This is a genomic window from Niveibacterium terrae, assembly GCF_048213115.1.
In the GTDB taxonomy this organism is placed as follows: Bacteria; Pseudomonadota; Gammaproteobacteria; order Burkholderiales; family Rhodocyclaceae; genus Niveibacterium; species Niveibacterium terrae.
The window spans coordinates 1215432-1228484 of the sequence record NZ_CP172404.1 but is presented as its reverse complement, the minus strand read 5'-3'; the positions used below and the strand labels follow the sequence as shown (position 1 = coordinate 1228484).

Here is a 13053-nt window from a genome sequence, read left to right as displayed (position 1 = left end):
CGCGAACCGGGCAGGAGCTCTTCCTGCCCGGTTCGCGTTTCTGCCGGGAGTCGGGCTAACTCCGCGACAGGATCCGCGGCAGGTTCGCTTCGATCCAGTCCGCCAGCGCCTCGACTTTCTCCGCCGCCTCGCGCCCCAGCGGCGTCAGGCTGTATTCGACATGGGGCGGCACGACCGGGAAGGACTGGCGCAGCACGAGGCCGTCGCCCTCCAGCCACTGCAGGGTCTGGGCCAGCATCCGCTCGCTGACCCCGCCAACCTTGCGCCTCAGCTCGCTGAAGCGGTGCGTGCCGCCCCGCAGCGCGACCAGGATCAGCACGCCCCAACGGCTCGTCATGTGCTTGAGCACTTCGCGCGACGGGCATTTCTCCGCGAACAGATTGCCGCGCGACATCAGCATGGCCAGAGTGGGCGCGCCCGCGTCGCTTCGATCAAGCTCGGTCATTGAAACTTACCTTTCTGTGCGTACTTACGAATAGTTTGCGTCGCTGCTATTGTGACACCACTTTCTCAAAACACCCAGGAGTCACACCATGATCGTCGTCACCGGAGCCACCGGCCAGTTGGGCCGTCTCGTCATCGAGCAACTGCTCAAAAGCGTTCCGGCCAGCCAGATCGTCGCCGCAGTGCGCACCCCGGCCAAGGCGGCCGACCTCGCCGCGCGCGGCATCGTTGTCCGCGCCGCCGACTACACGAAGCCCGAGACGCTGGATGCCGCGTTCCAGGGCGCCGAGCGCTTGCTGCTGATCTCGTCGAGCGAAGTCGGCCAGCGCACCGCCCAGCACCGCAACGCAATCGACGCGGCGCGCCGCGCCGGCATCAAACTCATCGCCTATACATCGCTGCTGCACGTCGATCGCTCGCCGCTCGGCCTGGCCACCGAACACCGCGAGACCGAGGCGCTGCTCAAAGCCTCGGGCGTGCCCTTCGTGCTGCTGCGCAACGGCTGGTACACCGAGAACTACCTCGCCAGCGTGCCGCCCGCGCTGCAGCACGGAGTCTTCATCGGCAGCGCCGGCGAGGGCCGGATCGCGTCGGCCGCACGCGCCGACTATGCGGCTGCGGCCGCCGCGGTGCTGAACGCCGAGGGCCAGGCCGGCAAGGTCTATGAGCTGGCCGGGGACACGAGCTACACGCTCGCCGAGCTCGCCGCCGAAATCACCCGCCAGTCCGGCAAGAGCGTCGTCTATCAGGACCTGCCGGAAGCCGAGTTCAGCAAGGCTTTGGTCGGAGCCGGCCTGCCCGCGCCGATCGCCGACATGCTGGCCGACTCCGATGCCGGCGCGAGCCGTGGCGGTCTGTTCGACGACGGCCACCAGCTGAGCCAGCTGATCGGCCGGCCGACGACCCCGCTCTCCGAGCTCGTCGGCAACGCGCTCGCCTGAGACCTCCTCCACCACCCGGATGGCTCGTCCCAACCACCAGGGAAAAGAGCTTTCCGGCAAAACATTCATCCTCACGCAGGGCCGCAGATTCGCAGAGAAGGTCGAAGGCCAAGGCGTTTCCTGAGCCCCCCTCCAGACCTTGCTATCGCACTGCCAACCAATCGCCAGAACTCGCACAGAGTCGATGCCTGCCAGAACTAAGCCGTGAGCCCTCAGTGCCCTGCACTCTGGTGGGTTCTCTCTGCGGCTCTGCGTGGTGCCGGGCTTTGACTCTTCACACCTAGTTGTGCAGAGCCTCAGAACCCGGGCGGCGAAACGCGGACGACCCCCAGCCTGAGCCCCAGGATTCCGAGGATGCGGTTCATCGTCTGCACCGTCCCTTCGCTGCGGCCCTGCTCGATGTCCTGAACCGTTCGCGTCGAAACCCCGGCCAGTTTCGCGATCTCAGCGCTGGTCAGCCGCATTGTCCGCTTCAGATGACGGATCGCCTCGCGCAGCGGCCACTCCGGGTGAGCGAGCACGTCCTCGATCGCCTGGCGGCGCAGGTCCAGCTGTTCGGGCAGCGACAGGGCAAGATAGCGTTTGTCCATGATCCTCGCGCGCGTCAGCGCAGTGCCTCCAACTGGCGGGCTAACTGTTCCAGGCCGGGCTTGAGGTGCTCATGCACATCGCTCTCCAGCCCCATCCCGGCACCGCAAAGAGCGATCTGCGTCAGAGCGGGAGCCATCGTGCGCAAACCTTCAACGAGCGCGTCCCGATCGAGTGAAGGGCTCTCGGAGCAGACGACATCGAGAACTTTGGTCCAGTCAGGCTGACCGGAATCATTGCCTTGCCAGCGGATGCGGCGGGCGATACCGTCAGGGTGCAGGTACATCGGAGCGAAGTCATAGAGCGGAGTGAGGCTGATGCCGCCGTCGAAATCGCGTTGCAGCGCCGTGTTGCGCGCGTGATTGTCCTTGTTGCCCAGAGCCAGATTCGCGACATCGCGGCGCAAGTACTCCAGCACCTCGACTTGTGGATCCGTACAGCGCAGAACCAGCTGTCGACACACTTCGTCATGGCAGGGCACGACGCCAAACCCCGCCTTGGCGGTCAGCGAAGCGATGCTCTCCTGACCGAGACACTCGACCCGGCCTTTGTCGATGCGCCTATCGAAACGGGGAATGAACAGGGCGCGCTGGCGCAGCCGCAACGGAGCATGAACCCTCAGTCCAAGCATCCGCGCGAGATCCATATAGACCGCTTCATGCCTGAGGATGAGGGCGAGCCGCTCGTTGCCGCCCCGGCCGAACTTGACGATGAAGTGCTCGCGGGCACGCTGATCGGGCAGGCTGTGATCCAGGTACAGCAGGCCGTCGTCTGCGCGTGTCATCAACAGCTTGGGCCATTCGCCCTGGATGCCCGACGAGCCCGCGATGAAGAGGCCATGAGCGGCAAGGTGTTCCGTGAAATCGTCGGAGCGCTCGGCAACCTCCTCGTCCGAGAACCCCCGCAGTTCCCCCTGACGGTCGGCGAGCCATGAAGCCGCTTCCTTGATGCGAAGATTGCCGATCGGATTACCCGCTCCGGCGAGCAGCAGTCGCCAATCCGCGGCCTCAGCCGAAGCCTCGGGCAGATCCAGACGGCGCAGCAGCTCTTCCCGTCCGAAGCCCTGGGGCAGCATGTCGATCAGGAAGACCGGCCAATGGGGAAAACGAACCAGTTCCAGTCCGACCGGAAAGCGGCAGCTCAGCGCATACGCATCGCGCGCGCCCACATGTTCAACGGCCCATCCGACGTCGTAGCCCGCGAAGGTCTCAGCCCGCCAGCCCTGCTCGGGCCGACCCAGCAGGCTGATGCTGGCCACATCGTGCCAGGCACCGGAAGCGTGGAGTTGAACCGTGCAGGATTCGCTCATAGTTGAGGAATTCTATACACAAAGAACACAAAACGCCTAGCATATTGGCTAGAAATCTTCCGAAACGAGAAAACAGATCAGAATCAAATTCATCCTCACGCAGAGCCGCAGATTCGCAGAGAAGGCCAAAAACAAGAGCACGTCTTGAGCATAACCATCTGCTCAGAATGATGCCCAGTCAGTCACCGGAGCTCTCTGCCTGTTCATCCCAGGACAAAACCGTAGGCCCGAAGTGCTTTGCACCCGGGATGGTTCTCTCTGCGGCTCTGCGTGAGACTGGGCTTTGGGGCAGTGCGTCCGGCATCAGCCGCTCCGGCGCAAAAAATATCAGGTCATCCCTGACCTGAAGCGCAAAATTTATCCAATTCCAGCCGATCGGCCTCCCTTGTTCCCCTACGGTCCCCAAGCCCTGCTCAAAGCCCAGCTCAAGCTCGTCGACGCGCTGACCCGCGTCGACTTCGAAGTCTATGCACCCGAGGCGGAGAGCGTCTTCCTGATCGGCGAGATGACGCGCTGGCGGGACGAGAAGCTCGCGATGCACCGCGACCCGGATGGCTTCTGGCGGATCCAGGTGAGGCTCAGAAGCGGACAGTGGTTCTACAAGTTCGAGATCGACGGCGAATGGCTCGCTGACCCGGGCAATCCGCTGCGCGCCGAAGACGGCATCGGCTACGGCAACGACCACTCCTTCCTGTTCGTCGGTGAAGGGGACTGGCAGGTCCGCAGCGATGTGCCTCGGGGCGAGAGTTTCGAGATCTCGGTGCCCAGCCGCGCACTGGGTCGTGCGGTTCCGGTCACGATCTACCTTCCACCGGGGCTGGACCGACGGGCTGACTACCCTCTGCTGCTGCTGCTCCACGGCCATGCGATGCGGGCCAATCAGTGGCCCAGCAATGGCTGCCTTCCCGCCTATATGGACAACCTGCTCGGCGAAGGCGCTATCCAGCCTTTCATTGTCGCGATGCCGGCTGGACACGACGGCGTCGACATGACCCGCTACGGACGCTTTCTGGCCGAGGAGCTTCTCGCCTGGCTGCCCCGCGTGCTCCCGGTCACGTCCCGGCCCGCGCAGCGTGCCGTGGCCGGCATGTCGATCCGTGGCTACGGGCCGCTGGCGCTGGCGCTCGATCACCCCGAAGCCTTCGCCTACGTCGCGCCGATCAACGAGATCTTCGCCGACCATGTGCTGGCCGCGGCGCCCGAGCTCAACGACGCGCCTTTCCGGCTCGACCTGTACTGCACGCTCGAAGCCTGCGCCCGGCTGCGCTACGAAGCGCTGGTCCGCGCCGCGAAACCGGCCCAGGGGCAACTGCGCTATACGCGCATTCCCGGCGTGCCAACCTGGCGGCACTGGAATGCGATGACCCGCAGCCTGCTGCGCACGGTCGATACGCAGTTCGCGCAATCCGGCGCAAATTCGATCTAGTCCCCGATTTCTCCCTGCGCAGAAAGCATCCAGCGGCTTTTCGCCGGATGCCCAGAATCCGCAGCAGCGCCGCTTTGCGGATTTGCGGCGCCATCCGAAAAAGAACGAGGAGACATGATGACAATATCCCGATGGGCCGGCGTCTGCGCGGCCCTCTTCTGCCTGACCCTGTTGCCGGGTTGCGGATCCGATTCGAACGACCCGGTCCAGACGGTTCAGACCGAAAAGGATGCTTCGTGGGCGAAGCACTCCGTCTTTTACGAAGTTTTCGTGCGCAGCTTCAACGATTCGAATGGCGACGGAGTCGGCGATCTGGCCGGCGTCACCGCCAAGCTCGATTACCTGCAAAACCTGGGCGTCGATGCGCTGTGGCTGATGCCTATCCATCCGGCCTCGTCCTATCACGGCTACGACGTGATCGATCACGGCGCGATCAATCCCGATTACGGCACGCTGGACGACTTCAAGAAACTGGTGGACTCCGCCCACCAGCGCAAGATGAAGATCGTCATCGACTGGGTCGTCAACCACACGTCGAACGAACACGTCTGGTTCAAGAAGGCACTGGCCGGCGATGCCGATTACGTCGACTATTACCTGTGGTCGGACACCAAGCTCGACGACAACTGGCAGCAAGCCGCCAACGGCCGCTGGTATTACTGCTGGTATGGCAATGCGAACATGCCCAAGCTCAATTACAAGAATGCCAAGCTGCGCGAAAACATCAAATCGCTGGCGGCGTTCTGGATCAAGCAAGGGGTCGACGGTTTCCGGCTCGACGTAGCCCAGGACATCGGCGGCAGCGATATGGCGCTGACCTATAGCTGGTGGGCTGAATTCAACAGCTACGTCAAATCGCTCAAACCCAGCGCTTATGTGGTCGGCGAGGTCAATCACGACGGGCTGAACGACAACACCTATCACGCGCCCTTCTATCAGGGCATGGATTCGACCTTCAACTTCCCCGATTACAACTTCATGCTGGGGATGTCGACCGGCCTGACCCGCGATCTGCTCGGCACGCTGAACGCGGCGCACGACGAGTACGCGGTCTACAACAGCAACTACATCGATGCGACGACGCTGGGCAACCACGACCGTTCGCGGATCGCCTCGCGCCTGAAGTCGGATCCGCGCCTCGTCCGCCATGCGATCACGTTGATGATGACTCTGCCCGGAACGCCCTTCCTCTATTACGGCGAGGAAATCGGCATGCGCGGCGGACACGACCAGCAGGGCGACCCGAACAAGCGCGAGCCGATGGACTGGTACGCTTCGGCAAGCGGCGCGGGCATGACGAAGATGACCCGGGCCGTCTATGGCGGCGAACCCAAGAACCTGATCGCCAACGACGGCATCTCGGTCGAAGAACAGCAGAATGCGCCCGACAGCCTGCTCAACTACTACCGCAAGCTGATCACGCTCAGGAAAGCCCATCCGATGCTGTTCGACGGACGCTTCCAGCGCATCGGCACGCCCGACGACACCTATGGCTATCGGGTCAGCGCCGCTGGCACCGCCTACACGCTGCTCGTCGTCCATAACCAGGACATCCAGACCGTCAAGAAGCTGACGCTGACCGGCGCAGCCACCGAACTGCTGAGCGGCAAGGCCTACAAGGCCGGAGAGACGGTCAGCATTCCCGAGTTCGGCAGCGTGATCTTGAAAGTGGACAGCCAGACCCTGCCGATCGCCCCGATGCCGATCCTCAACAAGGCCAACCCGACCTACAAGCTGACGCTGACCGTCCATGTGCCGCCGCAGACGCCCGAGAACGCACCGCTCTATCTGCCGAACTCGGACGACGGCTGGGATCCGACCGTGCTCGAAAAATGTGCCAAATGCACGCTGACCAAGATCGGACCGCAGACCTACACGATCACGTTGGAACGCGAGCGCGGCACGATACTCGAGTACAAGTACATCCGCGATCTGGGCTGGAACAGTTCGGAGTCGGAGCTCAACGGCGACTGGAACGGCAACCGCGAAGCGGTATTCGCGCTGCCCGACGCGAAGACCGACGACACCGTGCTTGGCTGGCGGGATACGAATTACCACCCGGTCCAGTAATTATTCACATTTTGTAAGATCATGAAGGGTGGCGGAGAAGACTCCGACACCCTTTTTTTGTTGCTGGGAAGGCCGGTGTCCCGCCTGCGCAGTTCCGCGGCGAGGCTTCAGGTCTCCGGATGGTGAAACACCGATGAGTACGCACGTTCCACCCTCGATCGAACTGGTGCAGCGCACGCTGGACACGATAGAGACACAGCTCGGCGAGGACATCGCGCTCGAAGCGCTGGCCCAGGAGGCCGGAATGTCCTTCTGGTACTTCCTGAGGGTCTTCCGGGCCACGGTCGGCGAAACACTGAAGGACTACATCCGCCGTCGCCGGCTCACCCAGGCGGCGCTGACGCTGCTGGGCGAGCGCAATCGAACGATCCTCGACATTGCGCTCGAAGCGGGCTTCGAGAGCAATGAAGCCTTCACCCGGGCTTTTCGCGCCCAGTTCGACCAGGCTCCGAGCGCCTTTCGCCGCGCCGGCAGCCCTCCGGGTTTTCCTCAGGCCCAGCCCCAGATCACGCGCGACTACCTCGCCCATCTGCAGAGCGGAATCAGCCGCGAACCCGAGTGTGTCCATCACCCCGACCTCTGCCTGGTCGGCCCCAAGCGCGAATTCGCGGTCGCGCCGGAAGCCTTCGACATCCTCGCCCTGGGCGAGCCGCTCTGGCGGGAGTTCGCGGAGCAGATCGCCGGCGTGCCCGGGCGCTCGGACGCCTGCTGCTATTTCTTCTGCGACATCCTCTCCGAGAGCGCCGAACAGATCCGCGCCAGCCTGATGCCGGCGCTGTGCGTCGCCGCTTACGCCGAGCTGCCCGCGGGCTGGTGCGCCGAGAGCCGCCCGGCATCAAACGATGCGGTGTTCGCGCACCACGGTGCGGGCCGCGCCTGGGAATACACGATGCACTATGTGTTCGGAACCTGGGCGGCGGAGTCGGCGAGTGCGATCTCCGAGCTTCCCGTCCTCTACCGCTTCGACCCGGCTCATTCGCCCTTCTCGGCGGATCCGCAGCTGGAGGTCTGGATAGGGCTCAGGGACTGAAGCACTCTCGCGAGTGAGGCGCTTCTCCGCGCTCCGTGCCAGGCCGTAGAATGGCTCGCCAATCCCGGCGGCGACCGGACTCGCCTTTACTGCCTGATTCGATCGGAACAAAACCATGTGCCTGCCCAGACTCCTTCTCGTCACGCTGCTGACAGCCCTCCTCGTCGCCGGCTGCGCGAAGAAGGACGAAGCGCCGGGCGTCCCGCTCTCGGGGCAAGGCGGGCCAGCGTCAAGGCAGCTCGCCTACACGCACAGCCTCAGCCTCGATGTCGCGGAGGACAGGATCGTCCCGGTCTTCAACGACGCTCAGGCGAAGTGCCGCGAGATGGGCGAAGGCTGCGAGATCCTCGAATCCCGGCTCGAATCGGGACATTCGCCAAGCGCAACGCTGAAGTTCCGCGTCATCCCAGCGGGAATTCCCAAACTCGTCGCAGCCCTGGGCCTGCAGGGCGAGATCGCCGCACAGACCACCCAGGCCGAAGACCTGGCGGCGCCGATCGCGGACGCCGCCCGCAAACAGGCGATGCTCGAAACCTACCGGGCCAGGCTCGAAGCGCTGCAGGCCAGAGCCGAGCGCGACGTCGACGCGCTGATCAAGCTCAATCGCGAACTCGCCCAGGTTCAGTCTGATCTGGAGACGATCGCCGGCGAACGCGCCCGGCTCGCGAAACGCGTGACGCGGGAAATCCTGACGATCGCGATCGCGCCGCGTCAGAACCGTTCCTTCTGGCGCCCGATCGCCACGGCGCTCTCCGACTTCGGCCCCAGCCTCTCCCAGGGCGTCTCCACCGCGATCACCGCGCTCGCCTGGCTGCTGCCGTGGAGCGTGGTGTTCGGGTTTGCATTCCTTGGAGTCCGCTGGGGATGGAGACGGGCGAAAAGGACGAGGTGAAACGCCTGGCGACAAACCCGCCCGCCTGCGGGTGAAATGAAATTGTTTCGATTCCTTCCTGTCGCGAGAAACTCCTCGCGGCAGGAAATCGACAACGCCTGACACTTTTCGAATGAATCACCGCACAAAGCGAATGGCTGGATTAAAAACCTGAATCCACCACTTCGCAGTTGCACACAAATTTCGCGTCCCGTCGCGCGCAAGACGGCAGATATGCGTCAATTCAAAAATTCTATTCCCCAGCATTGACGGTCCAATTCCGCTACCGCCGCTTCCAACTCCGAACCGGAATCACGCGCTAATGCCTTGACGGGCAAGCATATTTACATTCGATTACAGCATTCATTGCGCTTATCGCCTCATCCGACGCCACCGCCGGGCGCACTTGCCCGCGGCGAGCCCCTGTCGGAGACTGGATCACAAACGACCCACTGTGTCATTCCCCCGCGCCTGCGGGCGGCCTTTACAGAGGAGGGTCCCTATAAAAATGTCTTCCGTCGGATGCGTCATGAAAACGATCAAAGGTCTCCGCTGGTACATGGTGGGGCTTGTCACCCTCGGTACCGTTCTGGGCTATCTCTCGCGCAACACCATCGCCGTCGCCGTGCCCGAGCTGCATCGCACGCTGGATCTGACGACCCAGCAATACGGCTACATCGTGGCCGTCTATTCCGCGTGCTACACCGTGATGCAACCCGTCGCCGGCTATGTTCTGGACATGCTGGGCACGCGCCTGGGCTATGGCCTGTTCGCGATCCTCTGGGCTCTGGCCTGCATGTCCACGGTGTTCGCCGGCAGCTGGCAGGGCATCGCGATCGCACGCGGAGCGGGGGGCGCCGCGGAATCGGCGATGATCCCGGCCGGCCTGAAGGCCACTTCCGAGTGGTTTCCGGCCAAGGAGAGGGCGAAAGCCGTCGGCTGGTTCAACGTCGGCTCCTCGATCGGCGCGATGCTCGCGCCGCCGCTCGTCGTGATGGCAATCATGCTCTTCAGCTGGCGGGCCGCTTTCCTGTTCTGTGGCGCGCTGAGCCTGATCTGGGCGACGGTATGGCTGATCAACTACCGCAAACCCGCTGAGCACAAACTGCTGTCGGCAGAAGAGCACGAATACATCCGTGCGGGCCAGGAGAGCGACGCGGGGGCCCAGCGCAAGACTTCGCTGCTGGCCATCCTGGGCAACCGTCAATTCTGGGGCATCGCGATTCCGCGCTTCCTGGCCGAGCCGGCCTGGGGAACGCTGAACTCATGGATTCCCCTCTTCATGCACAAGGCCTATGGATTCGATCTGAAATCGATCGCGCTCTTTGCCTGGATGCCGATGCTGTTCGCCGACGTGGGTTCGGTGCTGGGCGGCTATATGCCCGGTTTCTTCCTGAAGCATTTCGGCGTGTCGCTGATCAACTCGCGCCGACTGGTCGTCACGCTGGGCGCTTTCCTGATGATAGGCCCCGGCATCATCGGCCTCTTCACCAACCCCTATATCGCGATCGCGATGCTCTGCATCGGCGGCTTCGCGCACCAGTCCCTCTCGGGTTCGCTGATCACGCTGTCCGCCGACGTGTTCGGAAAGAACGAAGTGGCAACGGCGAACGGATTGACCGGAATGGCTGCATGGTCAGCCTCGACGATGTTCGCGCTGGTCGTCGGCGCGCTGGCCGATACGCTGGGCTTCTCGCCGCTCTTCATGGTTCTGGCGGGCTTCGATCTGCTCGCGGCGACCGCGGTCTGGATGATTCTGCGCGACCCCGAACGCGGCCCCCGCGCGGCCCTCGCTGCGCTGAAAGCCTGAGTCTGCAAAGCCCCGGGGCAAACCCCGGGGCATTTGCGTTCGTCACTCGCCCTAGTAGATCACGATCGCGCGCCACTTCCCTTCCACCCGCTGCACGACCATCTCTTCCTTGAGCACGGCACGCTTCTTCTTGTCGGCGAGGGAAATACCCAGCGTCACCCGTTTTGCTTCCCCGGTTCCAAACACCACTGAGCTTCTCGCGTCAGAGATTTCAGTGACGCGAACGACGACGGGCTGAGCGAGCGCCTTGTCCATCTGGCTCCTTATCCTTTCCGTCTCCTCCCTGGTTTTTACAATGCGGGTGATCCCGGAAAACGCCTGCGGATCGTACAGAGCGGCGAGCTGCAATTTGATCTTCAGGAATTCGCCGCGGTGCTCATCGACGAGCATCCTCATCTTGTCGTACGCAAAATAGCGAAGCGAACGCATCGCATAGCCGGAAAAATCCATATAGCTTCCCATGGCTTGAACCCAGTCCGGCAACAAGTCCTTTTTGCTCTCGTATTCGAGGGGGAACAGCGATGCGAACTTGCCGGCCGCCTCGGACGAGGTGTCGCTGAGACAGGCTTCCAGAAGCGGTGCGACATCCTCAGGCGTCGCTATCGCGGTCTCCTTGAACTCATCCGCCGGGGCGGACCAGACATTTGACGACGCCGCCCCCAGCAAGGCCAGAGTCACAATGAATTTGCAAACTTTTGAACTGAGCATAAAACCTCAAAGAGGGTTCTCTGCGCTGATATCCAGGCGCATCGGGATAACGGGAAACTGCGTGAAGACAAGGACTCAATGGCCGGTCTTGTCGCTGCGTCTCTTGAATTCCTCTTCGATCCAGCGCTCCAGCAAGTCCTGACCCGAGCCGTCGGTACGGTCGTCGGCGGCGATCAGCTTGCCCTTGCTGTCGAAGATCAGGATGCAAGGCGTCATGTAGATCCGCCAGCGGTAATCGCGGATCGCCTCGGAGAACGCGTCCTGGCCCGGCTTGATCGCGACCTTGCGCACCGCGACGTCAGGGCGCAGCTTGAGGAAATCGTCCAGATTCCGGTCCAGCGACGCGCAGCCCGGGCACTGGTCGTAGTGGAAATAGACGACCGTCGTCACGCCGCGCTCGGCGAGCTGACCGGGCTCGACGGGCAGGCGCAGCGTGGCCGGATCGATGAAACGGTTTCCCGTCTGCGCTTCGGTGTAATGCGCGGCCGGCTCCATCAACCGGTCAAGCGGGCTCTTGTGCATCAACAAAGCGGTGATCGCTACCGCGATGAGCCCCAGAATCAACAGATGTTTCATGACTTTTTGCAGCGCCTGCCCCGCCAGACGAGCACGCTCACATAGACGCAGGCGACAAGCCCGAGCAGCGCGGCCCATAGATATTCAGCGCGAAGCCTGCTGACGAAGTAGGCGTAGGAGGTCGGCGAAGTCTCCTCAGCAGAGGCGGCGCGGATCAGCTGATCGACGACGGCTTCGACCGCTTCCGGATACTTTTCCTGCTTGATCAGAGACTCGACGGCCCTGAAGATCTGCGCGACCCGGGCGTCGGGAATCGCGCCGGCGATGCCCGGCCCGGTGCGTATCCAGGGCTTGTCGTCGCCGCTGACGAGAAAGAGCACGCCGTTGCCTTCGCCGTTGTTGCCCGGATTCCAGCGCTCGATGGCGCGCAGCGAATAGGCTTCGCTGCCCTCCCGGCCGGTTGTGGGGACCACCAGCAGCACGATCTGCGTGCCGTTGCGGCGCTCCAGAGCACGCAGCTTCGCGCGGATCTCGTAACGCTTGGCGATCGGCAAGAGGCCTGCGAGGTCATTGACCAGGTCGTAGCGCTCGGGAAGAGGCGTGGCCTCGCCTCTTCCTCCGTCCGCGGCCAGCACCATCTGCGCCGCGAAGCACAGCGCCAGCACGGCAAGAAAAGCACGGATCACTTCGCGTCCAGACGGGGCGCTTTGGCAATTCCCGCCGCGTCGGAATCGCTGAAATTCGGCCGCGCCCGCAGGCCGCAAGCCTGGGCGATCAGATTGCCGGGAAACTGACGGATCTCGGTGTTGTAGCGCGTCACGCTGTCGATGTAGCGCTGACGCGCATAGGCGATCCGGTTCTCCGTGCCTTCGAGCTGCACCAGCAGATCCTGGAAGATCCTGTCGGCCTTGAGTTCGGGGTATTTTTCGACCAGGGCGAGCAGGCGGCCGAGCTGTTGCGTCAGTCCCGCCTGCGCAAGGCGGTATTGTTCGACCGCCCGGGGATCCCGACCGTCCGGCGCGGCGAATCCGACCGCGAGCTGTCGCGCCTTCGCGAGTTCGGTGAAAATCGCCGTCTCATGTTTGGCATAGCTTCTGGTCAGCGCGATCGCGTTGGGGATCAGATCCGCCCGCCGCCGGTACTGGTTGAGCACCTGACTCCAGCTTGCCGTCACCCATTCATCGCCGGCCTGCAGCTGGTTGTAGCTCGTGATGCCCTGCCAGCACAAGAGGATGATGGCCAGCAACAACAGGCCCAGCCCAGCCAGCAAGACGCCTGGCATGCGGGGTCGGGGAGCAGGAAGGGCGGATTCGCGCGACGGGAAATTCATCAAGGGGTCT

General features: G+C 63.2%; 13 protein-coding genes. 6 read left to right on the top strand and 7 right to left on the bottom strand.

Annotation, left to right across the window (positions count from 1 at the left end; translation table 11 throughout):
* Window positions 1–55: 55 nt before the first annotated feature.
* Window positions 56–445 carry a winged helix-turn-helix transcriptional regulator gene (locus ACHFB9_RS05525; protein WP_417070053.1) on the bottom strand — a complete coding sequence of 130 codons (390 nt, stop codon included), beginning with the start codon at window positions 443–445 and terminating at the stop codon, window positions 56–58.
* 88 nt (window positions 446–533) lie between these two features.
* Here ACHFB9_RS05525 and ACHFB9_RS05520 point away from each other — a divergent pair, with 88 nt between their 5' ends.
* Complete coding sequence (locus tag ACHFB9_RS05520) at window positions 534–1385, top strand: SDR family oxidoreductase (RefSeq protein WP_417070051.1); 852 nt, start codon at window positions 534–536, stop codon at window positions 1383–1385.
* A gap of 296 nt (window positions 1386–1681) precedes the next feature.
* On the opposite strand, the gene ACHFB9_RS05515 is transcribed toward ACHFB9_RS05520, so the two are convergent.
* On the bottom strand, window positions 1682–1975 hold the full coding sequence (locus ACHFB9_RS05515; protein ID WP_417070050.1) for a helix-turn-helix domain-containing protein: 294 nt from the start codon (window positions 1973–1975) through the stop codon (window positions 1682–1684).
* A 14-nt stretch (window positions 1976–1989) separates the two neighbouring features.
* Entirely contained in the window at window positions 1990–3282 is a 1293-nt protein-coding gene (locus ACHFB9_RS05510; protein WP_417070048.1) for a type II toxin-antitoxin system HipA family toxin, read from the bottom strand.
* 385 nt (window positions 3283–3667) lie between these two features.
* Between ACHFB9_RS05510 and ACHFB9_RS05505 the strand changes: the two genes are divergently transcribed.
* The 5 genes from ACHFB9_RS05505 to ACHFB9_RS05485 all read left to right on the top strand — a co-directional run bounded on the left by ACHFB9_RS05505 (window position 3668) and on the right by ACHFB9_RS05485 (window position 10489).
* Complete coding sequence (locus ACHFB9_RS05505; RefSeq protein WP_417070046.1) at window positions 3668–4708, top strand: alpha/beta hydrolase-fold protein; 1041 nt, start codon at window positions 3668–3670, stop codon at window positions 4706–4708.
* 117 nt (window positions 4709–4825) lie between these two features.
* A complete protein-coding gene (locus tag ACHFB9_RS05500) occupies window positions 4826–6778 on the top strand; it encodes an alpha-amylase family glycosyl hydrolase (protein ID WP_417070044.1) in 1953 nt (650 codons plus the stop codon).
* Between the two features lie 133 nt (window positions 6779–6911).
* Window positions 6912–7808, top strand: coding sequence for a helix-turn-helix transcriptional regulator (locus ACHFB9_RS05495; RefSeq protein ID WP_417070042.1), 897 nt, complete (start codon window positions 6912–6914; stop codon window positions 7806–7808).
* A 115-nt stretch (window positions 7809–7923) separates the two neighbouring features.
* Window positions 7924–8700 carry a DUF4349 domain-containing protein gene (locus ACHFB9_RS05490; RefSeq protein ID WP_417070040.1) on the top strand — a complete coding sequence of 259 codons (777 nt, stop codon included), beginning with the start codon at window positions 7924–7926 and terminating at the stop codon, window positions 8698–8700.
* 508 nt (window positions 8701–9208) lie between these two features.
* The gene (locus ACHFB9_RS05485; protein WP_417070038.1) at window positions 9209–10489 is read left to right on the top strand and encodes an MFS transporter; all 1281 of its coding nucleotides are present in this window, start codon (window positions 9209–9211) and stop codon (window positions 10487–10489) included.
* Window positions 10490–10540: 51 nt separating this feature from the next.
* On the opposite strand, the gene ACHFB9_RS05480 is transcribed toward ACHFB9_RS05485, so the two are convergent.
* The 4 genes from ACHFB9_RS05480 to ACHFB9_RS05465 all read right to left on the bottom strand — a co-directional run bounded on the left by ACHFB9_RS05480 (window position 10541) and on the right by ACHFB9_RS05465 (window position 12995).
* On the bottom strand, window positions 10541–11155 hold the full coding sequence (locus tag ACHFB9_RS05480) for a hypothetical protein (protein WP_417070036.1): 615 nt from the start codon (window positions 11153–11155) through the stop codon (window positions 10541–10543).
* Window positions 11156–11272: 117 nt separating this feature from the next.
* Window positions 11273–11773, bottom strand: coding sequence for a TlpA family protein disulfide reductase (locus ACHFB9_RS05475; protein ID WP_417070035.1), 501 nt, complete (start codon window positions 11771–11773; stop codon window positions 11273–11275).
* On the bottom strand, window positions 11770–12399 hold the full coding sequence (locus ACHFB9_RS05470; RefSeq protein ID WP_417070033.1) for a TPM domain-containing protein: 630 nt from the start codon (window positions 12397–12399) through the stop codon (window positions 11770–11772). The genes ACHFB9_RS05475 and ACHFB9_RS05470 overlap by 4 nt, the downstream gene beginning before the upstream one ends.
* On the bottom strand, window positions 12396–12995 hold the full coding sequence (locus ACHFB9_RS05465; RefSeq protein ID WP_417070032.1) for a LemA family protein: 600 nt from the start codon (window positions 12993–12995) through the stop codon (window positions 12396–12398). The genes ACHFB9_RS05470 and ACHFB9_RS05465 overlap by 4 nt, the downstream gene beginning before the upstream one ends.
* Between the last annotated feature and the right edge of the window lie 58 nt (window positions 12996–13053).